The organism is Frondihabitans sp. 762G35, assembly GCF_002074055.1.
GTDB lineage: Bacteria > Actinomycetota > Actinomycetes > Actinomycetales > Microbacteriaceae > Frondihabitans.
Genome location: NZ_CP014619.1, coordinates 2,136,548 through 2,160,736, shown reverse-complemented (window position 1 = coordinate 2,160,736; position 24,189 = coordinate 2,136,548). Strand labels below are relative to the sequence as shown.

The window sequence follows — 24,189 nt, the reverse complement described above, 5'->3', positions numbered from 1 at the left end:
GGGGCTCCTCGGATCGCGGACGGGCGGTGGGCTCGGTCAGGCCTTGCGCACCAGGCCAATCCTGTCGTAGACGGTGGCCAGCGTGGCCTCGGCGATCTCGGAGGCCCGGTCGGCGTTCGCCGACAGGACCCGATCGAGCTCCGCCGGGTCGTCGAGCAGTTCGAGGGTCCGGGCCCGGACAGGCGTGAACGCCTCGACGACGGCCTCGGCCACGTCTTTCTTGAGGTCGCCGTAGCCGCGGCCCTCGTACTGCTCCGTGAGGGCGGCGATCGGAGTCGCGGTGAACGCCGACAGGATGCTCAGGAGGTTGCTGACGCCGGGCTTGGCGCCCCGGTCGAAGCGGATCTCGCGCTCGGTGTCGGTGACGGCGGAGCGGATCTTCTTCGCGGTCTTCGACGGCTCGTCGAGGAGCCAGACGATGCCCGCGTCGCTCGCCGCCGACTTGCTCATCTTCGACTCCGGGTTCTGGAGGTCGTAGATCCGAGCGGTCTCCTTGAGGATGTAGGCCTCGGGCACCGTGAAGGTCTCGCCGAAGCGGGAGTTGAAGCGGGTGGCGAGATCGCGCGTGAGCTCGACGTGCTGGCGCTGGTCGTCGCCGACCGGCACGAGGTCGGCGTTGTAGAGCAGGATGTCGGCCGCCATCAGCATCGGATAGGTGAAGAGCCCGACCGAGGCCGACTCGGCGCCCTGCTTGGCGGCCTTGTCTTTGAACTGCGTCATCCGGCTGGCCTCGCCGAATCCGGTGATCGTGTTCAGCACCCAGGCGAGCTGCGCGTGGGCGGGGACGTGCGACTGGATGAAGAGGATCGACTTCGCCGGGTCGATGCCGCCCGCGATGTACTGGGCCGCCGTCCGGCGGGTCGTCGCGCGGAGCGTCTCGGGATCTTGCGGGACGGTGATCGCGTGGAGGTCGACGACGCAGAAGAGGGCGTCGTGGGTGTCCTGCAGGGCGCTCCACTGCTGGAGGGCGCCGATGTAGTTGCCGGCGTGGAGCGAGTCGGCGGACGGCTGCATGCCGGAGAAGAGACGGGGGGAGGTCATCGCGGTGGGGCCTTAGAACGAGGGGAGACGGGCTAGATGTCGTAGTCGACGACGACGGGCGTGTGGTCGGACCAGCGCTTGTCGTAGGCGTCGGCACGGTCGACGGCGTAGTTCGTCACGCGGTCGGCCAGGGCGGGAGTGGCCATCTGGTAGTCGATGCGCCAGCCGGTGTCGTTGTCGAACGCCTGACCGCGCCAGGACCACCACGTGTAGGGGCCGTCGACCTCGCCGGCGGCCCTCCGGCCGACGTCGACCCAGCCGAGCCCCTCGCCCGTCGAACCGTCGACGCCCTCCACGGGCTCGCCCTCGGGGCCGAAGAAACGGTCGAAGTAGGCGCGCTCGCGGGGCAGGAAGCCGGCGCGCTTGACGTTGCCCTTCCAGTTCTTGATGTCGAGGGGCGTGTGGCCGACGTTGAGGTCGCCGACGACGACGGCGAGCTCGTTGTGCGCCCGCAGCTCGGGCAGGCGCTCCGTCATGGCGTCGAGGAAGGTCCACTTCTCGACCTGCTTCGGGGTGTCGACCTCGCCCGAGTGGACGTAGGTGCTGACCACGGTGACGAGTGTGCCGTCGACGTCGTAGTCGGCCTCGAGCCAGCGACCGGCGCTGTCGAAGTCGGTCGGACCGAGGTCGACACGGTGGATGTGCGCCGCGCGACGGCTCGCCAGGGCGACGCCGGCGCGGCCCTTCGCGGTCGCCGGATCGTGCAGGACGCTCCAGTCGGGACCGAGCAGGCCCTCGATGTCGTCGGTCGACGCCCGGACCTCCTGCAGGGCCAGGATGTCCACGTCGCGACCGGGCAGCCAGTCGCCCATGCCCTTGCGGAAGGCGGCTCGGATGCCGTTGACGTTGACGGTGGCCAGGCGGAGACGGGAACCCATGCCCAGAACTCTACCGGCGGCCGCCGACGCCCGGCCCTGGCGCGGGAGCGACCGCGGAGGGGCTACGCGTCGTGGTCGGTGGTGAGGAACGTCTCGAGCTGGTCGGCGGTCGCCTCGGCGTCGTCGCCGTCGACGGTCAGCACGACCTCGTCGCCCGTGTTCACGCCGAGGCCCAGGAGCCCGAGGATGCTCGCGGCGTTGACCTTCTTGTCGCCCTTGGCGATCGTGACGCTGTGGCCCGACGCCGTGACGGTCTGCACGAAGAGCGACGCCGGTCGCGCGTGGAGCCCGGAGGCGGAGGCGACGGTGACGGTGCGGGTGGCTTCGGACATGGAGCTCTCCTTGGGGGATTCCGGCCGCGCGGTGCGGCTCGGGGTCGGTCGGTCGTGGTCAGGCTACCGGCGCCGGTGCGGCACTAGCTGCGCCCCGGCCAGAAGACCTCGGTGCCCGCGCCCTCGACCTCGCGCACGAGGTCGAGGTTGACGGCGGGGTCGGTGATGATCGTATCGATGGCCGCGATGGGGGCCACGCGACCGAACTCCTCGCGGCCGAACTTCGTGTGGTCGGCGAGCAGGATGCTCCTGCGAGCCGCCTTGATGAGCGCCGACTTCACGGCGGCCTCGGCGATGTTGTGCGTGGTGAGGCCGCGCTCGGGCGTGATGCCGCCGACGCTGAGGAAGGCGGCGTCGACGGAGACCATGCCGACGAGCTGGTGGGTCCAGGTGCCCACGCCCGCGAGGGAGTCCCGGCGCACGCTGCCGCCCAGCAGGTGGAGGTCGATGCCGGGACGGCTGGCCACGGCCATGGCGACGGGCAGGGAGTGGGTGACCACCGTCAGCCCGCGGTCGGCCGGCAGGATCTGGGCGAGCAGGATCGTGGACGTCCCGGCATCTATGATGATCGACCCGTTCTCGGGGATCTCGTCGAGGGCCGCCTGCGCGATGACCATCTTCTCGGCCGTGTTCATGCCGCCGCGGTCGCCGACGCCGGGGTGGAAGGTGATCCGCTCGACCGGGATGGCCCCGCCGTGCGCCCGGCGGACGAGGCCGCGACGCTCGAGGCTGGTGAGGTCGCGCCGGATGGTCTCGGGTGTCACCTCGAGGAGTTCGGCGAGGTCCTTCACGTCGACGCGACCGTGTTGCCGGGCCTCCTCGACGATGCGGAGGTGGCGTTCGGGAGCGTACATCGGTCCTCATCAATGAGAAATGGGCATTTCGACGGGTAGTTCGAGGTATTCAAGCGCAAACAAATGTCTGTTGCTGCATTTTTAGCCCTGATTTTGTTTGTTTGTCAACTCAGTTCGATGTATGGTCTTCGCAGCGCACGGTGTCGCCCGCGTGCTCGAGCACACCACCCCCATGAGATGAAGGAGTCTCGGATGCGCGAACTGCCCGGAGTCGGCGTCGGACGAGGGACCGCCAGCGGTCCCGTCCTCCGCATGGCCGCACCGCTCGGCGAACCCGACCAGACGCCCCTCCAGGGTGATGCCGCCTCGGCCAAGGCCGCGGTCGGCGAGGCCCTCGCCTCGGTCGCCACCGACCTCGCCAAGCGCGGGGTCGCCGCAGGAGGTGACGCCCAGGCCGTGCTCGAGGCCCAGGCCCTCATGGCGCAGGACCCCTCGGTCCTCGACGACGTGCACAGCCGCATCGACCAGGGCACGAACCCCGAGCGCGCCGTCTTCGAGGCCTTCAAGGCGTTCCAGGACATCCTCAGCGGCATCGGCGGCTACATGGGGGAGCGCGCGGCCGACCTCTCCGATGTGGCGCAGCGCATCATCGCGCGACTCCGCGGCGTGTCCGCACCGGGCGTCCCCGAGTCGGAGACCCCCTTCATCCTGGTCGCCCACGACCTCGCCCCCGCCGACACGGCGCTCCTCGACCTCGAGAAGGTCCTCGCCCTCGTCACCCGCGACGGCGGCCCGACCTCCCACACGGCGATCCTCGCCCGCTCGAAGGGCATCACCGCCATCGTCGGCGTCGTCGATGCCGACTCGCTCGCCGACGGCGACGTCGTCATCGTCGACTCGGCCGCAGGAGTCGTCGTGACCGACCCGACGGCCGAGCAGGTCGCCGAGGCGGAGGCCACACGCGCCGAGCGCCTCAAGGCGCGGACGGCCCCGCTGACCGCGGGCGCCCTCAAGGACGGCCACGCCGTGCCCCTGCTCGCGAACCTCGGCTCGCCGTCCGACGCCGCCGCGGCCGTGGCCGCCGGTGCCGAGGGCGTCGGCCTATTCCGGACCGAGTTCCTCTTCCTGGACGCGCCCTACGCGCCCGACGTCGCCTCGCAGAAGGCCTCCTACGTCGAGCTCCTCGCGGCCTTCCCCGGCAAGAAGGTCGTCGTCCGGGCCCTCGACGCCGGCGCCGACAAGCCTCTGCCGTTCCTCACCGACAAGGGCGAGGAGAACCCGGCCCTGGGTCGACGCGGACTCCGCGCCCTGCGTCACCACGAGGAGATCCTGCGCGACCAGCTCACGGCCCTCGCCCAGGCGGACGCCGAGACGGAGGCCGACCTCTGGGTCATGGCCCCGATGGTCGCCGACGTCGAGGAGACGCAGTACTTCGTCGACATCGCGCGCGAGCTCGGCATCCGCACCCCCGGCGTCATGGCCGAGATCCCCTCGCTGGCCCTGCTCGCCGAGCAGGTCCTCGAGGTGGCCGACTTCGTCAGCATCGGAACGAACGACCTGACGCAGTACACGCTCGCCGCCGACCGGATGCTCGGATCGGTCGCGTCGTACCAGGACCCGTGGCACCCCGCGGTCCTCCGTCTCGTCGCTCAGCTGGGCTCCGCGGGTGCCGCCTCCGGCAAGGGCGTCGGCATCTGCGGCGAGGCCGCCTCCGACCCGCTCCTCGCGGTGGTCCTCGTCGGCCTCGGCGCGACGACCCTCTCGATGACGCCCGCGGCCCTGGCCGACGTGCGCGCCGAGCTCCTGAACCACACGCTCGACGAGGCGCGGGCGATGGCGGAAGCCGCCGTCGCAGCACCGTCCGCGGCCGCAGCGCGAGCTGCCGTCGCGGCCGTCTCGTCCTCCCTGTAATCCCTCCCTCCCCATCACATCAACCCTCCCCATCAGAAGGATCCGACAATGACAACGACGTCTCCCGACGTGTCGACGAAGCAGGGAGTGGGCGCTCGCGTCCGCGTCCAGAAATTCGGCGCGTTCCTCTCCGGCATGGTCATGCCGAACATCGCCATCTTCATCGCCTGGGGCTTCATCACGGCGTTCTTCATCCAGACCGGATGGACGCCCGTGGGAATCCTCGGCGGATTCGGCACGACCGACGGGGTGGCCAACATCGGCCTCGTCGGGCCGATCCTGACCTACCTCATCCCGCTCGCGATCGCCTTCCAGGGCGGCCGGATGGTCTACGACACCCGCGGTGCGGTCGTCGGCTCGATCATGGCCATGGGTGTCATCATCGGCGCCAACGGCACGATCATGATCCTCGGCGCGATGATCTGCGGGCCGCTCGGCGCCTGGCTGATCAAGCAGGTCGACAAGATCTGGGACGGCAAGATCAAGCCCGGCTTCGAGATGCTCGTCAACAACTACGCGGCCGGCATCCTCGGCTTCGCGCTGGCGCTCATCGGCTTCTTCTGGCTCGCCCCGCTGTTCAAGGCGATCGCGGTCGGCCTGGGCAACGCGGTGCAGACCCTGATCAACGCGGGCCTGCTGCCCCTCGCCAGCATCATCATCGAGCCGGCGAAGATCCTCTTCCTCAACAACGCGATCAACCACGGCGTCCTCGACCAGCTCGGCACGCAGCAGTCGCAGGCGACCGGCAAGTCGATCCTGTTCCTGCTCGAGGCGAACCCCGGCCCCGGCCTGGGCATCCTGCTGGCCTTCACGTTCTTCGGGATCGGTTCGGCCCGCGCCTCCGCCCCCGGTGCGATCCTGATCCAGTTCTTCGGTGGCATCCACGAGATCTACTTCCCCTTCGTGCTGCAGAAGCCGCAGCTCCTGCTCGCCGTCATCCTCGGTGGCGCGACCGGCGTCGGCACCAACGTGGCCTTCAACTCGGGCCTCGTCGCCCCCGCCTCGCCCGGATCGATCATCGCGGTCCTGGCGAACACCGAGCGCAACAGCTACGTCGGCGTGATCCTGTCCGTCGTCCTGTCGGCCGCGGTCTCCGGTGTCGTCGCCTCGCTGCTGCTCATCGCGAGCCGCAAGCGCGACCTGGCCCGCGAGGGCTCCGGCGACATGGACGCCGCCCTGGCCAAGATGCAGAGCATGAAGGGCCGCGACGCCAACGCCGCGACCACGGGCCTGCTGGGCGGCGGCGCCGCCGCTCCCACCGGCACGGGCTCCGGCACGACGACCGCGACGAAGATCGAGAACATCGTCTTCGCCTGCGACGCCGGCATGGGTTCGAGCGCCATGGGTGCGAGCGTCCTCCGCAACAAGATCAAGAAGGCCGGCATCGAGGGGGTTACGGTGGTCAACAAGTCCATCGCCAACCTGACCGGTGACGAGGAGCTCATCATCACGCACCAGGATCTGACGGCGCGAGCCCGCGAGAAGAACCCGACCGCCCAGCACGTCTCGGTCGACAACTTCATGAACTCGCCGCGCTACGACGAGGTCGTCGACGAGCTCCAGCACAACAACTGATCCACGAGAGAAAGCAGCACGAGGCCATGACCGTTCCCGTCCTCCAGAAGAGCCAGATCCGCGCCGAAGGCACCGCCACGACCAAGTCGGAGGCGATGCGCGAGGCGGCTGACATCCTCGTGGAGGCGGGAGCGGTCACCCTCGACTACCTGCCCGCGATGATCGAGCGCGAGAAGAGCGTCTCGACCTACATGGGCAACTTCCTCGCCATCCCGCACGGCACCAACGAGTCGAAGGACGCCATCCTCGCCTCCGCGCTCTCGTTCGTCCGCTACTCGACGCCCATCGACTGGGACGGCAACGACGTCCGCTTCGTCGTCGGCATCGCCGGCATCGAGAACGAGCACCTCGAGATCCTGTCGAAGATCGCCATCGTGTTCTCCGACGACGACCAGGTGCAGGCTCTCCGCGACGCCGCGGGCGTCGACGAGATCTTCGCCCAGCTCGAAGCGGTCAACGAGTGACGGCCTCCTCGAGCCCCGTCGCCGTCCACTTCGGGGCCGGCAACATCGGGCGCGGATTCGTCGGTCTGCTGCTGCACGAGGCGGGCTACGAGGTCGTCTTCGCGGACGTCAACGCCGAGTTGATCGACTCGCTCGCGGCGGCGACCTCCTACACGGTGCACGAGGTCGGGGCAGGAGCCGCCGATCACGTGGTGACCCGGTTCCGGGCTCTGAACAGCCAGGCGAACGAGCCGGTCGTCGTCTCCGAGATCGCCGGCGCGGACATCGTCACCTGCGCCGTGGGCCCGAACGTCCTCCGCTTCATCGCCCCCGTCATCGCGGCGGGCCTGGAGGCGCGCGACGCCGACGCCGCCCCGCTGGTCGTCATGGCCTGCGAGAACGCGCTCAACGCGACCGACCGCCTCCGCGAGTTCATCGTGGCGGCGCTTCCGGGGGGCGAGGCCTCCGAGGCCCTGGCGAAGGTCACCTTCGCCAACACGGCCGTCGACCGCATCGTCCCGCAGCAGGCCGAGGGGCAGGGCCTCGACGTCACCGTCGAGACCTACTTCGAGTGGGCCATCGACCGGACCCCGTTCGCCGGCGCCGAGCCGGACATCCCGGGCGTCCACTGGGTCGACGGGCTCGAGGCCTCCATCGAGCGCAAGCTGTTCACCGTCAACACGGGTCACGCGACGACCGCCTACCACGGCTTCGTCGCCGGAGCCGAGAAGATCTCCGACGCCATCGCGATCCCGGCCGTGCGGAGCGCCGTCGAGGCCGTGCTCCGCGAGACGAGCGACCTCCTGATCGCCCGGCACGAGCTCGACCCCGCCGAGCACGCGGCCTACGTCGCGGCGATCCTGCAGCGCTTCGAGAACGTCCACCTGCCCGACACGGTGACACGCGTCGGTCGCCAGCCCCTCCGCAAGCTCTCGCGCGACGAGCGGTTCGTGTCGCCGGCGGCGGCCATCGCCGAGACCGGGACCGAGCCGGTCGCGCTCCTCGACGCCATGGGCGCCGCGCTGCGCTTCGACGTGGCGGACGACGAGCAGAGCGTCGAGCTCCAGGCTCTCCTCGCCGACGCGTCGATCGCGGATGCGGCCCTGGCGGTCCGGATCACGGGCCTCGACGAGTCGCACCCGCTCGTAGCGCCCTTCACCGAGCGCATCGCGGCGGCGCGAGCGTCCTGACGACGTCCGGGCCGCACGCGGCTCGTCGACCGGCGCCCACGAGCCGTGGGGCCTGGAGCCGCGGAGGCTCAGAGGCGCCGGACGAGTTCGGCCCGGACGACGTCGCCGACGATGCCGTAGACGCCGGCCTCGACGGCCAGGAGCGTCGGCGACGACGCCCCGCGTGCCTCCAGGAGCGTGATGCTTGCGTCGAGGTCGGACGTGCCCGGGACCTCCGGCAGGAGTCTCCTGCGGACCGCCTCGGCGTGGAGCGTCAGGATCGTCGCGAGCCGGTGCGGCTCCAGAACGTCGGCGACGACGGCCGCGAGAACGTGCCGGCCCGCCTGCTCGGCCTGCGTCCGCGTCATCGGCTCGCCGGGCTCGCGCTCGTCGACGGCCGCCGTGATCTGCTGGGAGACGCTGGCGAAGACCCCGGGCCAGCCCCACGCCTCCTCGAGGACGTCGTACGGGGGCTGGACGAGCGGCTGGCCGGACGTCCCGCGACCCACCTCGGTGGCGGCCGACGAGGCTGCCGCGGACGCGGCGGGGGCCGGTGCCGTGACCGATGACTCCGGCGCCGGCTGCACGGCGGGAAGCCCGAGCCACGCGGGCTGGTAGCGCGCCCCGCGGGGGTACCGCTCGAGGTCGAGCGTGTAGTCGGCGTCGGTCGGCACGGCGCCGAGGCGGCCCGCCGAGAATGGCGTCGACGGGTTGTCGTAGACGCGCCGATCGAAGTTGAACCGGGCGGTGTAGCTGCCGTCGGCCTCGAGCGTCAGGGAGAGCGAGAACCAGGTGCCCTTCTCCGGTGTGGCCATGGCACGCCGCAGAGCGCGTCCGAGGTCGTCGATGTCGCGGGGGACGGCGTGGTCGTGGGGAGTGCCCGCGGCGTCGAGCGTGCTCAGGCGGGCGATGATCCTCTCGCCGATCTCGGCCCAGAAGAGATCGCCCTCGGCCCACTCCGTCTCGGCCAGGGAGGCGGCGAGGGACGTCGCGATCCGCTGCTGCAGAACGGCGCGCTCGTCGGCCTCGGGCGTGTCGTCGTGGCCCCTGGCGTCGTGGCCCCTGTCGTCGTGGTCGACGGTGTCGGCATCCATGGCGTGGCCTCTCGGTCGCGGTCGGGGGTCCGGCTCCTCCCGCCGGGCCTCGATCCTATCGATCACCGGGGTGCCGAGGTCGGCGCCGGGACGTCAACCTGGGCGAGCGCCGACCGGACCGGAGTCCGTCGGGGCACAATGGCAGGGGTGGGTACCTCCATACGCCATCCCCTCATCGACGGGATCACCGCGCGTGTCGTCCGCGTCGAGACACGAGCGAGCGTCATCCGACTGAGCGGTCCGCTCGCCGACGTCCTGGCGAGGCCCCCGATCGGCGGCCGCCGGGTCGTGATCGTCAGCCCCGAGGGCTCACGGATCACCATCGGCCTCCGAGCCGCTCTCACGGCCGCGGGCGGTGCCTGGCTGGTGCGGACGGCCGCCGGCTATCGGGACGGCGTCACGGGCATCCTGCGCGACCATGTCGACGACTTCGACGCGGCGGACCCGTCGGCCGTGATCGGCTGGGACGAGGCCGGCGAGGCCGACGAGGCGGCGGGGGACCGGGTCGCACCGAGCGGATCGGACCCCGTCGACCGGGCGACACAGCTCAGCGTCGACGTCACCGTGCTCCACCGCGCGTCGCACGAGACCCTGCTCGGCGGGGCACTCGAGGCCCTCTGCGAGGCCGTCGGCGGCTACCGGCCGCGAGCGTGGGGCCGCTCCGAGCCCCTCGACCACGCCTGGGATCGCTGGGTCCTGACGCAGGATGCCCGCCACCGCGCACCCGACACCTCCCGCGTCATCGTCGAGGGGCGGCACCTCTCGGCCGCCGTCACCGCGCGCGTGACCGACCGCGGCATCGAGGAGACCGTGGCGCTCACGGCCGACGTGCCCGGCGGGTCCGCCGGTGTCGACGCGGCGGTCGACCGGGTCCGGGTCGCGCTCGGCGACCTCGCCCGCGAGGCCCTCCCCACGTTCGCTCTCGTCCTGGCCCGGGAGGGGGAGACCGACCGCACGTTCCGGGCCGTCTCCTATCCGCCGCCGAACCCCCTGGTCCTCCTCATCGGGGCTCCGTCGGTGCGCCGACTCGATCTGGCCGCGGCGGCCTTCGGCGAGGCGCAGCGCGTCGACGTCGTCGGGCGTCCGGCGGGACCGGCGTTCCTCCTGCCCCTCGGCGACGCCGCGCATCCCGGCTGGGACGCCCTGCACGACGCCCTCGATTCCGTGGGATCGGAGAGGCTGACGACGCTGCTCTCTCCGCCGCTCCTGCAGGCCTGGGAGGACGACCTCCACGCGGACCTCGAGGAACTCGATCGAAAACTGGGGGAGGGGGTGCAGGATGCCCCGTGAGATCACTGTCCTCGCCCAGGCGCCGCACGACCTCCACGCCCTGGCCCGAGCGGCCGAGGGGATCGAGGGCGCCGCGGAGATCCGGGAGATCGACGGCGGAGCGGCGCTGCAGGTGATCGGACCCGACCACGTCGAGGTGCTGACCGTCTACCCGCCGAGACGCGTCTCATGCGCGGACGAGGTTGCGCGGCTCCTACCGGACGCCCCGGAGGTCTCTGTCCCACTCTGGTGGACCGACGCGTTCGCGCCGTGGGGCCCGGAGGGAGAGGCGGGCGTGTCGATCGCCCTCCGCCTCGCCCTCGGGCTCGATGCGGTGTGCGTCGTGGAGGACTGACCTACGCGTGACCGCGCAGGACGGCGGCCTTGACCTCGGCGATCGCCTGCGTCACCTGGATGCCGCGGGGGCAGGCCTCGGTGCAGTTGAAGGTCGTGCGGCAGCGCCAGACGCCCTCCTTGTCGTTGAGGATGTCGAGGCGGACCTTGGCCTCCTCGTCGCGGGAGTCGAAGATGAAGCGGTGCGCGTTGACGATCGCGGCCGGGCCGAAGTACTGCCCGTCGGTCCAGAACACCGGGCACGACGAGGTGCACGCGGCGCAGAGGATGCACTTGGTGGTGTCGTCGAAGCGGGCGCGCTGCTCGACGCTCTGCAGGCGCTCCTTCTCGGGCTTCGAGGAGGCCTGGAGGAAGGGCTGGATCTCGCGGTAGGAGGCGAAGAACGGCTCCATGTCGACGACGAGGTCCTTCTCGAGGGGGAGACCCTTGATGGCTTCGACGTAGACGGGCTTGTCGAGATCGAGGTCCTTGATCAGGGTCTTGCAGGCGAGCCGGTTGCGGCCGTTGATGCGCATGGCGTCGGAGCCGCAGACACCGTGGGCGCAGGAGCGGCGGAAGGTCAGCGAGCCGTCCTGCTCCCACTTGATCTGGTGCAGGGCGTCGAGCACCCGGTCGGTCGGAAGAACCTCGACCTTGAACTCCTCCCAGCGCGGCTCGGAGTCGGTCTCGGGATCGAACCGGCGGATGACCAGGGTCGCGGTGAACTTCTGGATCGCGTCGGCCGCGGCCGGACGCTCGTCGAGGACAGTGCTCATCTCAGTACTTCCGTTCCATCGGCTGGTAGTTCGTGATGACGACCGGCTTGGTGTCGAGCTTGATGTGGTCGCCCGCGTCGGCCGAGTGGGCGTCGCCGGTCAGGTAGGCCATGGTGTGCACGAGCCACTTCTCGTCGTCGCGCGTCGGGTAGTCCTCGCGGAAGTGACCGCCGCGGCTCTCGGTGCGAGAACGAGCCGAGTAGACGACGACCTCGGCCAGGTCGAGCAGGAAGCCCAGCTCGATCGCCTCGAGGAGGTCGGTGTTGAAGCGCTTCCCCTTGTCTTGCACGGAGATGTTCTTGTAGCGCTCGCGGAGCGACTCGATCACCTTCGTGACCTCGGTCAGCGTCTCCTCGGTGCGGAATACCTGGGCGTTGTCGTCCATGGAGTCCTGGAGCTCCTTGCGGAGGACCGCGATGCGCTCGGTCCCGGAGGCGTTGCGCACCTGGTCGACCAGGCCCTTGACGAACTCGGCCGCGTCGTCGGGCAGCGGGACGAACTCCGCCGTCTTGACGTACTCGACGGCGTTCTTGCCGGCGCGCTTGCCAAAGACGTTGATGTCGAGCAGCGAGTTGGTGCCGAGGCGGTTCGAGCCGTGGACGCTCACGCAGGCGCACTCGCCGGCGGCGTAGAGACCCGGGACGGTGGTGTCGTTGTTCAGCAGCACCTCGGCGTTGACGTTCGTCGGGATGCCGCCCATCGCGTAGTGCGCCGTCGGGAGGACGGGCACGGGCTCCGTGTAGGGCTCGACGCCGAGGTACGTGCGGGCGAACTCGGTGATGTCGGGGAGCTTCGCGTCGATGACCTCGGGCGAGAGGTGGGTGATGTCGAGGTAGACGTAGTCCTTGTTCGGACCGGCCCCCCGGCCCTCGCGGATCTCGGTGCGCATGCAGCGGGCGACGATATCGCGCGGGGCGAGGTCCTTGATGGTGGGGGCGTAGCGCTCCATGAAGCGCTCGCCCTCGCTGTTGCGGAGGATCGCGCCCTCACCGCGGGCGGCCTCGGAGAGCAGGATGCCCAGCCCGGCGAGACCGGTCGGGTGGAACTGGAAGAACTCCATGTCCTCCAGCGGGAGGCCCTTGCGCCAGATGATCCCGACGCCGTCGCCCGTGAGGGTGTGGGCGTTGGACGTCGTCTTGTAGATCTTCCCGAAGCCTCCGGTCGCGAAGATGACGGCCTTGCCCTGGAAGACGTGGAGGTCTCCCGTGGCCAGCTCGTAGGCGACGACGCCCGCGGGACGCTGCTCGCCGTCCACCTCGGTCATGATCAGGTCGAGAACGTAGAACTCGTTGAAGAAGTTGATGCCGAACTTGACGCAGTTCTGGTAAAGCGTCTGCAGGATCATGTGACCCGTGCGGTCAGCCGCGTAGCAGGAACGCCGCACGGGGCTCTTGCCGTGCTCCGCCGTGTGACCGCCGAAGCGGCGCTGGTCGATCTTCCCGTCGGGCGTCCGGTTGAAGGGCAGGCCCATGTTCTCGAGGTCGATGATCGCGTCGATCGCCTCTTTGGCGAGGATCTCCGCGGCGTCCTGGTCGACGAGGTAGTCGCCGCCCTTGACGGTGTCGAAGGTGTGCCACTCCCAGTTGTCCTCCTCGACGTTGGCGAGGGCGGCGGCCATGCCGCCCTGCGCCGCACCCGTGTGGGAGCGCGTCGGGTAGAGCTTCGAGATGACCGCGGTCGACGCGTTCGGACCGGCCTCGATGGCCGCGCGCATCCCCGCCCCGCCGGCGCCGACGATGACGATGTCGTGCTGGTGGTAGTGGATGCCGTCGCGAACGGTCGTGGGGGCGGTTGCCGAATCGGGGATGTCTGTCACGGTGCTTTCCGTCTGAGAGGTGGAGCGGGATGCTGGCTGGCCGTGTCGCGGCCGCTGCGCGGTCGGTGCGGTGGGCGCTATCGCCCGGGGCTCGCTACTGCGCGGGGCAGAACGACGGCAGGTCGGAGGGCAGGGCGCCGGCGGGGCAGGGCGAGAACGTGTAGATCACGAGCGTTCCGAGGAGGATGAGGACGACGCTCGACACCAGGAGCGCGACGAGCATGACCTTGCGCAGGGTCTGGTTGGCGACGTAGTCGTTGACGATCGTGCGCATCCCGTTGGAGCCGTGGATGAGAGCGAGCCAGAGGAGGAGGGTGTCCCAGATCTGCCAGAAGGGGTTCGACCACTTCCCGCCGACGAAGGCGAAGTCGATGGCCTTGACGCCGCCCTGGCCGGCGATGAGGTTGGTGAAGAGGTGCGCGAAGATGAGCACGACGAGCAGGACGCCGCTGCCGCGCATGTAGATCCAGCCCCACTTCTCCCAGTTCGTGGAGCGTGTGGCGGGTCGCTTGGACCGCGGGGCCTCGATCGTCGAGGGTGCTGAGGTGTCGATGGCCATGCGCTTACTCCGAGAAGACGTTCATGAGCTGGCGGGGGACGAAGCCGATGAGCAGCACGATCCACAGGGCGATGACGATCCAGAAGAGGAGCTTCTGGTACTTCGTGCCGTTGGGCAGGAAGTCGATCAGGATGATCCGCAGCCCGTTGAGGGCGTGGAAGCCGATCGCCGCGACCAGAGCCGTCTCGCCGAGACCCATGATCGGGTGCTTGTACGTGCCGATCACCGCGTTGTACGCCTGGGGGCTGACGCGGACGAGAGCCGTGTCGAGGATGTGCACCAGGAGGAAGAAGTAGATCGAGACCCCGGTGATGCGGTGGAGGACCCACGACCACATGCCCTCGCGGCCCCGGTAGAGGGTTCCCTGAAAGCGCCCGGCGCGGGGCTCGGGGATCGATGCTGATGGGGAGCCCTGCGGCGACGAGCCGCTGAGTACCCCCGTTGTCTGCTCGGCCATGAGCAACCCTCCAAAGCGGATCGGGAGTGTTCGTAGAACATCATCATCCTAGGCAACGCCTGTGACGGTCGCCGCGAAGGCAAACCTAACTATCTCGACGGCGAGAGATCGTCGAGGGCCCGGCGGGTGGGTTCCTTCGCCGCGATCACGGCGGCGTAGTGGCCGATCAGCTCGTCCCCGAGGGCGGTCCAGGTCCGGCCGACGACGGCCCTCCTTCCGGCCTCGCCGAACCGGGCGCGCTGGAGCGGGTCCTCGACCAGGCCGAGCACCGCTCGGCGCAGGGAGTGGTCGTGGTGCGGGTCGACGAGGAGACCGTCGACGCCGTGGCGGACCAGGTCGAGAGGGCCTCCCGCGGCGGGGGCGACGACCGGGAGCCCCGCCGCGTGCGCCTCCTGCAGGGTCTGGCCGAAGGTCTCGGTCGTGCTCGCGTGGACGAAGACGTCGAGGGCGGCGTAGGCGGTCGCGAGCTCCTCGCCGCGGAGCGAGCCGAGGAAGACGGGATCGAGGTGCGCCAGCTTCCTGCCGAGCGTGGCGCGCGCGGGGCCGTCGCCGACGAGGACGAGCCGCATGTTCCGGATCCTGCGGAGCGCCGCGAGCCGGTGCAGCTCCTTCTCCGGCGCGAGCCGCCCGACGTAGCCGACGAGCACCTCTCCCGCCGGGGCGAGGCGGGACCGCAGGATGCCCGTGGCGGGGTCCTGCCGCCGGTTGGGGTGGTACAGCACCGAGTCGACGCCGCGACCCCACAGCGCCAGGCGCTCGATGCCCTGCCGCTCGAGGTCGAGCCGCGACGCCTCCGACGGCACGAGCGTGAGAGCGGCGCCGGAGTGGATCCAGCGGATCACCTTCCACGCCAGCGCCGAGGTCGCCGGGCCGAATCCGTTGCGGCCCGCGTACTTCGCCATGTCCGTCTGGAAGACGGCGACGCTCGGCACCCCGATCCGATTCGCGGCCGTCACGGCCTGCGCGCCGAGGATGAACGGGGAGGCCGCGTGGACGACGTCCGGCGCGAATCCGGCGAGGAGACCGGCGAGCTGCGGGCCGGGGATCCCGACCGGGAACTGCCGGTAGGCCACGGAGGGCATCCGGTGCACCGGGAATCCCGCGAAGGTCGTGGGGCCGCGGCCGTCGGGGGCGATCACCATCGCGTCGTGGCCCCGCTCGCGCAGGTGCTCCAGGATGCGACAGACGCTCGTCGTGACCCCGTTCAGAGTCGGTAGGAAGCTCTCGGTCACGATGGCTACTCGCATCGGATCCCCTCGATCGTCGTGGGGGCACCGTAGGCCGCGGGCGTGGCGCGGGGGTGTCGGCCGCGTGAATGAGCGGTGGCGGCGGCCGGAGGCAGCGGGCGTGGGGCCCCGGGAACCCCGCGGATCGGCCGCTAGGGTGGGCGGCATGACGACAGCACGAGAGAGCCTCGACCGGTTCTACAGCATCATCCCGGCCGGCGGCATCGGATCCCGGCTGTGGCCGCTCAGCCGCGCCGACGCCCCCAAGTTCCTCCACGACCTCACCGGCAGCGGCTCGACCCTCCTCCGCGGCACGTGGGACCGCCTCGCGCCCATCAACGGCGAGCAGCGCATCATGGTGGTCACCGGCCGGTCGCACCGCGCCGCCGTCGAGGCCCAGCTCCCCGCCCTGGAGGACCACAACGTCGTCCTCGAGAGCGAGCCGAAAGACTCCACGGCGGCCATCGGCCTCGCCGCGGCCATCCTGGTCAAGCGCGAGCCCGATGTCATCATCGGCTCCTTCGCCGCCGACCACGTCATCGCCGACCAGCGGTCGTTCGTCCGCGCCGTCCACGAGGCGATCGCGGCCGCCGACGCCGGCTACATCGCGACGATCGGCATCACGCCGACGGAGCCGGCCATCGGCTTCGGCTACATCCACACGGGCGACGATCTCGCCATCGAGGGCGCCCCGCACGCGAAGGCCGTGACGTCGTTCGTCGAGAAGCCGGAGCTCGAGACCGCAGAGGCCTACCTCCGCGACGGCAACTACCTCTGGAACGGCGGGATGTTCATCTCGCGCGCCGACCGGCTCCTGGAGCAGCTCGGCGAGACCCGCCCGGAGCTGCTGAAGGGCATCCTCGAGCTCGCCGACGCCTGGGACACCCCGGCGCGCGGAGCCGTCGTCGACCGCATCTGGCCGAACCTCGAGAAGATCGCCATCGACTACACGGTGGCCGAGCCGGCCGCGGCACAGGGTCGACTCGCGGTCGTCCCCGGCGACTTCGACTGGGACGACGTGGGCGACTTCGCCTCCATCGCGAAGCTGCACTCGAAGGGGCGCGCGTCCGACCTCGCCATCCTCGGCGAGAACGCCCGCGTCCTCGCGGACTCCTCGTCGGGCATCGTGGTGAGCCAGGGCGACCGCCTCATCTCGCTCATCGGCGTGACCGACATCGTCGTCGTCGACACCCCGGACGCCCTCCTGGTCACCACCAGCGCGAACGCCCAGCGGGTGAAGTCGGTCGTCGACGCCCTCAAGCTCTCCGGGCGCAACGACGTCCTCTGACGTGCGGCGGCGGGCGCCGGCTCCTGCGTCCGCCGCCCTAGCAGATCGCGCATTACGTCGCCGTTTCGCTCGGGTCTCAACGGGATAACGCTTCTCGCGCGCGCGCCCGCGGTGGTCAATACGCCTCGTAACTTTGGGTAACCTGTCAGCCATATCGCCCGGTGCTCGACCGGGCTCGTTCTTGGAGGACACTTTGACTATCTCTGCAGGGAAGGTCGTCGCGAGCGGTCTCGCAATGGTCGCCGCCACCGCACTCCTGGCCGGTTGCGGCTCGGCACCGACGCCGAGCAGCTCCGCCACCACGGCCAAGTCCAGCTACGTCCCGTGCATGGTCTCCGACGCGGGCGGGTTCGACGACAAGTCGTTCAACCAGCTCGGCCTCGACGGCCTCAACGAGGCCGCGAAAGACCTCGGCGCCACCCCGAAGAAGGTCGAGTCGGCCGACCAGACGGTCTACGCCTCGAACATCTCGAGCCTCGTCAACCAGAAGTGCAACCTGATCATCACGGTCGGCTTCCTCCTGGCCGACGCGACCAAGGCCGCCGCCAAGGCGAACCCGAACGTCGACTTCGCGACGATCGACGACGCGTCGACGACCGCCGACAACGTGCGCCCGATCACGTTCAACACCTCCGAGGCCGCGTTCCTCGGCGGCTACGCCGCGGCGAGCTACTCGAAGACCGGCGTCGTCGGCACCTTCGGCGGCGCGCAGATCCCGACCGTCACCATCTTCATGGACGGCTTCGCGGACGGCGTCAAGTACTACAACGAGCAGAAGAAGAAGGACGTCAAGGTCGTCGGCTGGGACGTCTCGAGCCAGAAGGGCGTCTTCACCGGCGGCTTCGACGCCGGAACCGCGGCGAAGCAGTCCGCTCAGACCCTGATCGACCAGAACGCGGACGTCATCATGCCCGTCGGCGGACCGATCTACCAGAGCGCCGCGCAGGCGATCAAGGACGCCGACAAGGGCATCGTCCTCGTCGGTGTCGACTCCGACACCTACGAGACCGACCCGGCGAACGCGTCCCTCTTCCTGACCAGCGTCGAGAAGGGCATCGCCCCCGCCACCAAGGCCGTCGTGGAGGACGCCGCCAAGGGCAGCTTCACCAACACGCCCTACGTCGGGACCCTCAAGAACGACGGCGTCGGCCTCGCCCCGTTCCACGACTACGAGAGCAAGATCGCGTCGAGCCTCCCCGGTGAGCTCGACACGATCAAGGCCGGCATCATCGACGGTTCGATCAAGGTCGAGTCGCCGGCGTCGCTGACCAAGTAGGTCCCTGCGGAAGGCCCGGAACGGCTAACGTCGTTCCGGGCCTTCACGCCTGTCCCACCCCGAAGGAGATTCTCCCGATGAAGCTCGAACTCCAGGGCATCACCAAACGCTTCGGCGCACTCACCGCCAACGATCACATCAGCCTCACCGTCGAGCCTGGCGAGATCCACGCCCTCCTGGGTGAGAACGGCGCCGGCAAGTCCACTCTCATGAACGTCCTCTACGGCCTCTACCAGGCCGAGGAGGGGGAGATCCTGCTCGACGACGTCGTCCAGCACTTCCAGGGTCCCGGCGACGCAATGAACGCCGGCATCGGCATGGTGCACCAGCACTTCATGCTCGTCCCCGTCTTCACCGTCGCGGAGAACGTCATGCTCGGCAACGAGGAGACCTCGTTCGGCGGGCGCCTCGACCTGGCCGGAGCCCGCGCGAAGGTGCGCGACATCTCCCAGCGGTTCGGCTTCGACATCGATCCCGACGCCATCGTCGAGGAGCTCCCGGTCGGCGTGCAGCAGCGCGTCGAGATCGTCAAGGCCCTCTCCCGCGACGCGAAGGTGCTGGTCTTCGACGAGCCCACCGCCGTGCTCACCCCGCAGGAGACCGACGAACTGATGGCGATCATGCGCCAGCTGCGCGACGCCGGCACCGCGATCGTCTTCATCACGCACAAGCTCCGCGAGGTCCGCGAGGTCGCGACCCGCATCACCGTCATCCGCCTCGGGAAGGTCGTCGGCGAGGCCTCGCCGACCGCGTCCAACGCCGAGCTGGCGTCGCTCATGGTCGGGCGCTCGGTCGAGCTGACCGTCCAGAAGGAGCCCGCGAAGGTCGGCGACACGGCTCTCGTCGTCGACGGGCTGCGCGTCATCGACCCGATCGGCCAGGTCGTCGTCGACGACGTCTCGTTCGAGGTCCGCCGCGGCGAGATCCTCGCCATCGCGGGCGTCCAGGGCAACGGCCAGACGGAGCTCACCGAGGCGATCCTCGGTCTGCAGGATCGGGTCGAGGGTTCGATCACGCTCGACGGCCGGCAGCTCCGCGGCCTGAGCGTCCGACGCGTCCTCGACTCGGGCGTCGGCTTCGTCCCGGAAGACCGCACCGAGGACGGCCTCGTCGGCGAGTTCACCGTCGCCGAGAACCTCATGCTCGACCGGTCGCAGAGCGGCCCCTTCGTGAAGCGCGGCTGGCTGCGCCTCACCGAGCTCGCCCAGTTCGCGACGGACAAGATCAAGGAGTTCGACATCCGGAGCCAGGGCATCACCACCGCCGTCGGTCGTCTCTCCGGCGGCAACCAGCAGAAGGTCGTCCTCGCCCGCGAGCTCTCCCGCGACCTCCGCCTCTTCGTGGCGGCGCAGCCCACCCGCGGCATCGACGTCGGGTCGATCGAGTTCGTGCACAAGCGGATCGTCGAGACCCGCGACGCCGGCGTCCCCGTCATCGTCGTGTCCACCGAGCTCGACGAGGTCACGGCCCTCGCCGACCGGATCGCGGTCATGTACCGCGGCTCCATCATCGGAATCGTCCCCGCGGACACCCCCCGCGACGTCCTCGGCCTCATGATGGCCGGCGAACTCCCGGCCGAGCAGGGCGCCCCCACCACCCCCCAGGGAACGGAGCAGGTCGCATGAGCGACTCGACCACGCAGGCGGCGCAGGACGCCGCCGCGCCGACGACTCAGGCCGTGCCGCCGAGCGGGCCACCCGCGGGCGGCGAGTCACGCGGAGATCGGACCTCGGGCATCCTGCGCGAGATCGTCTCGAGCAACGCCATGGTGTCGGTGCTCGCCGTCGTGCTCGCCCTCGTCCTGAGCGGCATCCTGATCGCGGCGACCGACCCGACCGTGCAGTCGACGGCCGGCTACTTCTTCGCGCGCCCGAGCGACCTCCTGAGCGCCGCGTGGAAGTCCGTCTCGCTCGCCTACTCGTCGATCTTCCAGGGCGCGATCGTCAACTTCCAGGCGACCGACTTCGCCGGGGCGATCCGGCCGCTGACCGAGACGCTCAACTACGCCATGCCGCTCATCGTCGCGGGCCTCGGCGTCGCGATGTCGTTCCGCGCCGGCATGTTCAACATCGGCGGCCAGGGCCAGATCCTGATCGGCGCGGCCTTCGCCGGCTGGGTCGGATTCTCGTTCCAGCTGCCGCTCGCCGTCCACCTGCCGCTCGCCGTCCTCGCGGGAATCGCAGGAGGCGCGGCGTGGGGTTTCCTCGTCGGCTTCCTGAAGGCGCGCACCGGTGCCCACGAGGTGATCCTCACGATCATGCTCAACTACGTGGCGCTCTACCTGCTCTCGTTCATGCTCCGCACCCCGGGGCTCCTGCAGGCCCCCGGCTCCTCGAACCCGCAGTCGCCCGCGACGCTGCCGTCGGCCACGCTGCCGAAGCTGCTCGGGCCGACGTTCAACCTCAACATCGGGTTCCTCCTCGTCATCGCGGCGACGATCTTCTGCTCGTGGCTCCTCAACCGGTCGAGCCTCGGCTTCCGGTTCCGCGCCGTCGGCGAGAACCCGCACGCGGCCCGGACCGCCGGCATCAACGTCAAGAACGTCTACGTCTACGCGATGGTCATCTCGGGCGCGCTCGTCGGCATCGCCGGGGCGACCCAGGTGCTCGGCACGCTGACCACCGGGTTCTCGTCGGGCATCGACGCCGGCATCGGGTTCGACGCGATCACGGTCGCGCTCCTCGGACGCTCGCGGCCCTGGGGCGTCTTCGGCGCCGGCATCCTCTTCGGTGCGCTCAAGGCCGGCGGTTACGCCATGCAGGCGGCCAACGGGGTCCCGATCGACATCGTCCTCGTCGTGCAGTCGCTGATCGTCCTGTTCGTGGCGGCGCCGCCTCTCGTGCGGACCATCTTCCGCATCCAGACACCGGGGGCCGGGGTCCGCAGGGTCCGCCGCGCCTCCTCCAAGACCGCGGTGGTGACCAAGTGAGCACGCTGACCCCCGACGTGGCCGTCCCGGCCGCCGAGACCCCCGGCCTGGCCACGGCGCGTTCGCGCTCCTTCAAGGCCCCCATCGCGCTCGGCATCTTCACGGTGATTGCGCTCCTGCTGTTCGTCGTCGCCGGTCGCAGCGGGAAGTCGACGTTCCGACTGTCGACGCCGACCGACTTCCTCACGCTGCCGAACGCCGTCCTCCCGACGGCCGCCACCGGGGTCGTCGTGACCCTCGTGCTCGCGGTCATCACGATCGTCGCGGCGCTCCTCGTCTCGCAGTACCGTCGCGTGCCGATCTGGCTCATCGCCCTCTTCGGGGTCCTCTTCCTCGTCGGCTTCCTGGCGTGGGCGGGGGCGAACAACTCGATCCTCGTGCCGGGCCTCCTGGTCGGCTCTCTCGGGCTCAGCACCCCGCTGATCTTCGGCGCGCTCGGCGGCGTGATCTCCGAGCGGGTCGGCGTGGTCAACGTCGCCATCGAGGGGCAGCTCCTCGGCGGGGCGTTCGTCTCCGCGGTCGTCGCGAGCGTCACCGGGTCGCTCTGGGTGGGGCTCCTCAGCGCCATGATCGCCGGGGCCCTCGTCTCGATGGTCCTGGCCGCCTTCAGCATCCGGTATCTCGTCGACCAGGTCATCGTGGGCGTCGTCCTCAACGTGCTCGTCACGGGCCTGACGAGCTTCCTCTACTCGGAGGTGCTCACCAACTCGCCCGACCTCAACAAGGGCCTGCGCTTCTCGACCTTCGACATCCCGCTGCTGAGCCGCATCCCGCTGATCGGACCCCTGCTGTTCCAGCAGAACGTCGTCGTCTACCTGATGTACGTCGCCATCGCGGCGGTGTTCATCGGCCTCTTCAAGACGCGCTGGGGTCTCCGCCTCCGCGCCGTCGGAGAGCACCCCCAGGCCGCCGACACGGTCGGTATCCGGGTCAACGCGACCCGGTTCTGGAACGTCTCCCTGGCCGGCGCCATCGCGGGGCTGGGAGGGGCCTTCTTCACGCTCGGCGACCTCGGCGAGTTCCAGAAGACGATGACGGCCGGAGCCGGCTACATCGCCCTCGCCGCCGTCATCTTCGGGCGCTGGGACCCCATCCGGGCCACCCTCGCCGCCCTCCTGTTCGGCTTCGCGAGCAACCTGCAGAACGTGCTCAGCGTCGTCGGTTCACCCGTGCCGAGCGAGTTCATGCTGATGCTGCCGTACGTCGTCACGATCCTCGCGGTCGCGGGCCTCGTGGGCCAGTCGAGGGGGCCCGCCGCCTCGGGGAAGCCGTACGTCAAATGACGCGGGCCGCCGACGTCGACTGGACCCTCCTCCGCGCGACCGCCCGGAACGCCATGGAGCGGGCGTACGTCCCCTACTCGACGTTCCCCGTGGGAGCCGCCGCCTTCACGGACGACGGGCGGATCGTCTCCGGCTGCAACGTCGAGAACGCCTCCTACGGCCTCACGCTCTGCGCCGAGTGCTCGCTCGTGTCCGACCTCGTCATGGGCGGGGGCGGCCGCCTCGTCGCCTTCGTCTGCGTCGACGGCAACGGCGACACCCTCATGCCCTGCGGTCGCTGCCGGCAGCTGCTCTACGAGCACTCGGCCGAGGGCATGCTGCTCGAGACCGTCTCGGGCTTCAAGACCATCGACGAGGTGATCCCGGACGCGTTCGGGCCCCGTCAGCTCGACGCCTACCGGGCGTCGCAGAACGTTCCAGGAGAGTCATGAGCACCACCGCCGTCGAGCCCTTCGACACCGTCGACCTGATCCGCACGAAGCGCTCGAAGGGGTCCCTCTCGACCGTCGAGATCGACTGGCTGATCGACGCCTACACCCGCGGCTACGTCGGCGACGAGCAGATGGCCGCCCTCACGATGGCGATCTTCCTGAACGGGATGGAGCGTCGGGAGATCCGCGACCTCACCCTCGCGATGATCGCCTCCGGCGAGACGATGTCGTTCTCCACCCTCGGCAAGACGACCGTCGACAAGCACTCGACCGGGGGAGTGGGCGACAAGATCACCCTCCCGCTCGCCCCGCTCGTCGCGTCGTTCGGCGTCGCCGTGCCCCAGCTCTCGGGTCGGGGGCTCGGCCACACCGGCGGCACCCTCGACAAGCTCGAGTCGATCCCCGGCTGGCAGGCCTCCCTCTCGAACAGCAGGATGCACGAGATCCTGAGCGAGGTCGGCGCGGTCATCTGCGCGGCCGGCTCGGGCCTCGCGCCCGCCGACGGCAAGCTCTACGCGCTCCGCGACATCACCGGCACGGTGGAGTGCATCCCGCTCATCGCCTCGTCGATCATGTCGAAGAAGATCGCGGAGGGGACCGCCGCCCTCGTGCTCGACGTGAAGTTCGGCTCCGGCGCCTTCATCAAGGACATCGACGAGTCGCGGCGTCTCGCCCAGACCATGGTCGACCTCGGCAAGGACGCCGGCGTCGCGACGACGGCCCTCCTCACCGACATGAGCGTCCCGCTCGGCCTGACGATCGGCAACGCCCTCGAGGTGCGGGAGTCGATCGAGACGCTCTCCGGCGGCGGCCCCGCCGACATCCGAGAGCTCACCGTCGCCCTCGCGCGCGAGATGCTCACGCTGGCCGGCCAGCCGGACGCCGATGTCGAGGCCGCCCTCGACGACGGACGCGCCCTCGCCTCCTGGCGGCGGATGATCGAGGCGCAGGGCGGCGACGCCGACGCGCCCCTTCCGACCGCCCGCGAGACGCATGTCGTCACCGCCGAGTCCTCCGGCTACCTCGTCCGGCAGGAGGCCCTTCCCTTCGGTATCGCCGCGTGGCGGCTGGGCGCGGGCCGGGCCCGCAAGCAGGACCCCGTGCAGGCGGCCGCCGGCATCGAACTGCACGCCAAGCCGGGCGACCGGGTCGTGGCCGGGCAGCCTCTGTTCACCCTGCACACCGACGAGCCCGCGCGCTTCGACAGGGCACTCGAGGCCGTCGGCGGGGCGTGGACCATCGGTGACGAGGCTCCTGCGCGGACGCCGCTGGTGGCCGAGAAGATCTCCTGAGGCGGGCCGCCGCGGCG

23 protein-coding genes are annotated in these 24,189 nt (G+C 70.1%); 13 read left to right on the top strand and 10 right to left on the bottom strand.

Annotated elements, in window-relative coordinates; translation table 11 throughout:
- Positions 1-36: 36 nt before the first annotated feature.
- The 4 genes from trpS to AS850_RS10300 all read right to left on the bottom strand — a co-directional run bounded on the left by trpS (position 37) and on the right by AS850_RS10300 (position 3,105).
- Complete coding sequence (gene trpS, locus AS850_RS10315) at positions 37-1,041, bottom strand: tryptophan--tRNA ligase (RefSeq protein WP_119869038.1); 1,005 nt, start codon at positions 1,039-1,041, stop codon at positions 37-39.
- 32 nt (positions 1,042-1,073) lie between these two features.
- A complete protein-coding gene (locus AS850_RS10310) occupies positions 1,074-1,919 on the bottom strand; it encodes an exodeoxyribonuclease III (RefSeq protein WP_119869037.1) in 846 nt (281 codons plus the stop codon).
- A 62-nt stretch (positions 1,920-1,981) separates the two neighbouring features.
- Positions 1,982-2,251, bottom strand: coding sequence for an HPr family phosphocarrier protein (locus AS850_RS10305; protein WP_119869036.1), 270 nt, complete (start codon positions 2,249-2,251; stop codon positions 1,982-1,984).
- 83 nt (positions 2,252-2,334) lie between these two features.
- Positions 2,335-3,105 carry a DeoR/GlpR family DNA-binding transcription regulator gene (locus AS850_RS10300; protein ID WP_119869035.1) on the bottom strand — a complete coding sequence of 257 codons (771 nt, stop codon included), beginning with the start codon at positions 3,103-3,105 and terminating at the stop codon, positions 2,335-2,337.
- A gap of 192 nt (positions 3,106-3,297) precedes the next feature.
- Here AS850_RS10300 and ptsP point away from each other — a divergent pair, with 192 nt between their 5' ends.
- From ptsP to AS850_RS10280, 4 genes are read left to right on the top strand one after another with little or no spacing between them, the layout of a single operon-like run.
- Positions 3,298-4,956: a phosphoenolpyruvate--protein phosphotransferase gene (gene ptsP, locus AS850_RS10295; protein ID WP_173795191.1), complete on the top strand. Its 1,659-nt coding sequence runs from the start codon at positions 3,298-3,300 to the stop codon at positions 4,954-4,956.
- A 48-nt stretch (positions 4,957-5,004) separates the two neighbouring features.
- Positions 5,005-6,531, top strand: a complete 1,527-nt coding sequence (locus tag AS850_RS10290) for a PTS mannitol transporter subunit IICB (RefSeq protein ID WP_119869033.1) — start codon at positions 5,005-5,007, stop codon at positions 6,529-6,531.
- 26 nt (positions 6,532-6,557) lie between these two features.
- A complete protein-coding gene (locus AS850_RS10285; RefSeq protein WP_119869032.1) occupies positions 6,558-6,995 on the top strand; it encodes a PTS sugar transporter subunit IIA in 438 nt (145 codons plus the stop codon).
- A complete protein-coding gene (locus AS850_RS10280; RefSeq protein WP_119869031.1) occupies positions 6,992-8,164 on the top strand; it encodes a mannitol-1-phosphate 5-dehydrogenase in 1,173 nt (390 codons plus the stop codon). Before AS850_RS10285 ends, AS850_RS10280 begins: the two co-directional genes overlap by 4 nt.
- 68 nt (positions 8,165-8,232) lie before the next feature.
- Here AS850_RS10280 and AS850_RS10275 read toward each other — a convergent pair whose 3' ends face one another.
- Positions 8,233-9,237: a hypothetical protein gene (locus AS850_RS10275; RefSeq protein ID WP_119869030.1), complete on the bottom strand. Its 1,005-nt coding sequence runs from the start codon at positions 9,235-9,237 to the stop codon at positions 8,233-8,235.
- Between the two features lie 147 nt (positions 9,238-9,384).
- Between AS850_RS10275 and AS850_RS10270 the strand changes: the two genes are divergently transcribed.
- Together AS850_RS10270 and AS850_RS10265 are read left to right on the top strand one after the other, a co-directional pair.
- On the top strand, positions 9,385-10,527 hold the full coding sequence (locus AS850_RS10270) for a DUF6177 family protein (RefSeq protein ID WP_119869029.1): 1,143 nt from the start codon (positions 9,385-9,387) through the stop codon (positions 10,525-10,527).
- Positions 10,517-10,861: a hypothetical protein gene (locus tag AS850_RS10265; protein ID WP_119869028.1), complete on the top strand. Its 345-nt coding sequence runs from the start codon at positions 10,517-10,519 to the stop codon at positions 10,859-10,861. The genes AS850_RS10270 and AS850_RS10265 overlap by 11 nt, the downstream gene beginning before the upstream one ends.
- Position 10,862: 1 nt before the next feature.
- Here the strand turns inward: AS850_RS10265 and AS850_RS10260 are convergent, their stop codons facing one another.
- From AS850_RS10260 to AS850_RS10240, 5 genes are all read right to left on the bottom strand, one after another.
- Positions 10,863-11,615: a succinate dehydrogenase iron-sulfur subunit gene (locus AS850_RS10260; RefSeq protein ID WP_119869027.1), complete on the bottom strand. Its 753-nt coding sequence runs from the start codon at positions 11,613-11,615 to the stop codon at positions 10,863-10,865.
- A gap of 1 nt (position 11,616) precedes the next feature.
- Positions 11,617-13,431 carry a succinate dehydrogenase flavoprotein subunit gene (sdhA, locus tag AS850_RS10255; protein ID WP_236940678.1) on the bottom strand — a complete coding sequence of 605 codons (1,815 nt, stop codon included), beginning with the start codon at positions 13,429-13,431 and terminating at the stop codon, positions 11,617-11,619.
- 94 nt (positions 13,432-13,525) lie between these two features.
- On the bottom strand, positions 13,526-13,990 hold the full coding sequence (locus tag AS850_RS10250; RefSeq protein ID WP_119869026.1) for a succinate dehydrogenase hydrophobic membrane anchor subunit: 465 nt from the start codon (positions 13,988-13,990) through the stop codon (positions 13,526-13,528).
- A gap of 4 nt (positions 13,991-13,994) precedes the next feature.
- A complete protein-coding gene (sdhC, locus tag AS850_RS10245; RefSeq protein ID WP_119869025.1) occupies positions 13,995-14,447 on the bottom strand; it encodes a succinate dehydrogenase, cytochrome b556 subunit in 453 nt (150 codons plus the stop codon).
- Positions 14,448-14,536: 89 nt separating this feature from the next.
- Positions 14,537-15,694 (bottom strand): glycosyltransferase family 4 protein, encoded by a 1,158-nt coding sequence (locus AS850_RS10240; RefSeq protein ID WP_119869024.1) that lies wholly within the window; start codon positions 15,692-15,694, stop codon positions 14,537-14,539.
- 145 nt (positions 15,695-15,839) lie between these two features.
- Between AS850_RS10240 and AS850_RS10235 the strand changes: the two genes are divergently transcribed.
- The 7 genes from AS850_RS10235 (at position 15,840) to AS850_RS10205 (ending at position 24,172) form a co-directional block, all read left to right on the top strand.
- Positions 15,840-16,961 (top strand): mannose-1-phosphate guanylyltransferase, encoded by a 1,122-nt coding sequence (locus tag AS850_RS10235; protein ID WP_119870258.1) that lies wholly within the window; start codon positions 15,840-15,842, stop codon positions 16,959-16,961.
- Between the two features lie 193 nt (positions 16,962-17,154).
- A complete protein-coding gene (locus tag AS850_RS10230; protein WP_442856887.1) occupies positions 17,155-18,237 on the top strand; it encodes a BMP family lipoprotein in 1,083 nt (360 codons plus the stop codon).
- Positions 18,238-18,314: 77 nt separating this feature from the next.
- Positions 18,315-19,862, top strand: a complete 1,548-nt coding sequence (locus tag AS850_RS10225; protein ID WP_119869022.1) for an ABC transporter ATP-binding protein — start codon at positions 18,315-18,317, stop codon at positions 19,860-19,862.
- Positions 19,859-21,166, top strand: a complete 1,308-nt coding sequence (locus AS850_RS10220; RefSeq protein ID WP_119869021.1) for an ABC transporter permease — start codon at positions 19,859-19,861, stop codon at positions 21,164-21,166. The genes AS850_RS10225 and AS850_RS10220 overlap by 4 nt, the downstream gene beginning before the upstream one ends.
- On the top strand, positions 21,163-22,449 hold the full coding sequence (locus tag AS850_RS10215) for an ABC transporter permease (protein WP_442856886.1): 1,287 nt from the start codon (positions 21,163-21,165) through the stop codon (positions 22,447-22,449). Before AS850_RS10220 ends, AS850_RS10215 begins: the two co-directional genes overlap by 4 nt.
- Positions 22,446-22,880 carry a cytidine deaminase gene (locus AS850_RS10210; protein ID WP_119869020.1) on the top strand — a complete coding sequence of 145 codons (435 nt, stop codon included), beginning with the start codon at positions 22,446-22,448 and terminating at the stop codon, positions 22,878-22,880. The genes AS850_RS10215 and AS850_RS10210 overlap by 4 nt, the downstream gene beginning before the upstream one ends.
- Positions 22,877-24,172, top strand: coding sequence for a thymidine phosphorylase (locus AS850_RS10205; protein ID WP_119869019.1), 1,296 nt, complete (start codon positions 22,877-22,879; stop codon positions 24,170-24,172). The genes AS850_RS10210 and AS850_RS10205 overlap by 4 nt, the downstream gene beginning before the upstream one ends.
- The last annotated feature ends 17 nt before the right edge of the window (positions 24,173-24,189 follow it).

Coding starts and splice junctions, on each gene's coding strand:
- AS850_RS10300 (WP_119869035.1), bottom strand. CDS start 3,105: ATGTACGCTCCCGAACGCCACCTCCGCATCGTCGAGGAGGCCCGGCAA.
- ptsP (WP_173795191.1), top strand. CDS start 3,298: ATGCGCGAACTGCCCGGAGTCGGCGTCGGACGAGGGACCGCCAGCGGT.
- AS850_RS10210 (WP_119869020.1), top strand. CDS start 22,446: ATGACGCGGGCCGCCGACGTCGACTGGACCCTCCTCCGCGCGACCGCC.
- AS850_RS10260 (WP_119869027.1), bottom strand. CDS start 11,615: ATGAGCACTGTCCTCGACGAGCGTCCGGCCGCGGCCGACGCGATCCAG.
- trpS (WP_119869038.1), bottom strand. CDS start 1,041: ATGACCTCCCCCCGTCTCTTCTCCGGCATGCAGCCGTCCGCCGACTCG.
- sdhC (WP_119869025.1), bottom strand. CDS start 14,447: ATGGCCGAGCAGACAACGGGGGTACTCAGCGGCTCGTCGCCGCAGGGC.
- AS850_RS10225 (WP_119869022.1), top strand. CDS start 18,315: ATGAAGCTCGAACTCCAGGGCATCACCAAACGCTTCGGCGCACTCACC.
- AS850_RS10240 (WP_119869024.1), bottom strand. CDS start 15,694: ATGCGAGTAGCCATCGTGACCGAGAGCTTCCTACCGACTCTGAACGGG.
- AS850_RS10290 (WP_119869033.1), top strand. CDS start 5,005: ATGACAACGACGTCTCCCGACGTGTCGACGAAGCAGGGAGTGGGCGCT.
- AS850_RS10205 (WP_119869019.1), top strand. CDS start 22,877: ATGAGCACCACCGCCGTCGAGCCCTTCGACACCGTCGACCTGATCCGC.
- AS850_RS10250 (WP_119869026.1), bottom strand. CDS start 13,990: ATGGCCATCGACACCTCAGCACCCTCGACGATCGAGGCCCCGCGGTCC.
- AS850_RS10310 (WP_119869037.1), bottom strand. CDS start 1,919: ATGGGTTCCCGTCTCCGCCTGGCCACCGTCAACGTCAACGGCATCCGA.
- AS850_RS10220 (WP_119869021.1), top strand. CDS start 19,859: ATGAGCGACTCGACCACGCAGGCGGCGCAGGACGCCGCCGCGCCGACG.
- AS850_RS10235 (WP_119870258.1), top strand. CDS start 15,840: ATGACGACAGCACGAGAGAGCCTCGACCGGTTCTACAGCATCATCCCG.
- AS850_RS10265 (WP_119869028.1), top strand. CDS start 10,517: ATGCCCCGTGAGATCACTGTCCTCGCCCAGGCGCCGCACGACCTCCAC.
- AS850_RS10275 (WP_119869030.1), bottom strand. CDS start 9,237: ATGGATGCCGACACCGTCGACCACGACGACAGGGGCCACGACGCCAGG.
- AS850_RS10305 (WP_119869036.1), bottom strand. CDS start 2,251: ATGTCCGAAGCCACCCGCACCGTCACCGTCGCCTCCGCCTCCGGGCTC.
- AS850_RS10285 (WP_119869032.1), top strand. CDS start 6,558: ATGACCGTTCCCGTCCTCCAGAAGAGCCAGATCCGCGCCGAAGGCACC.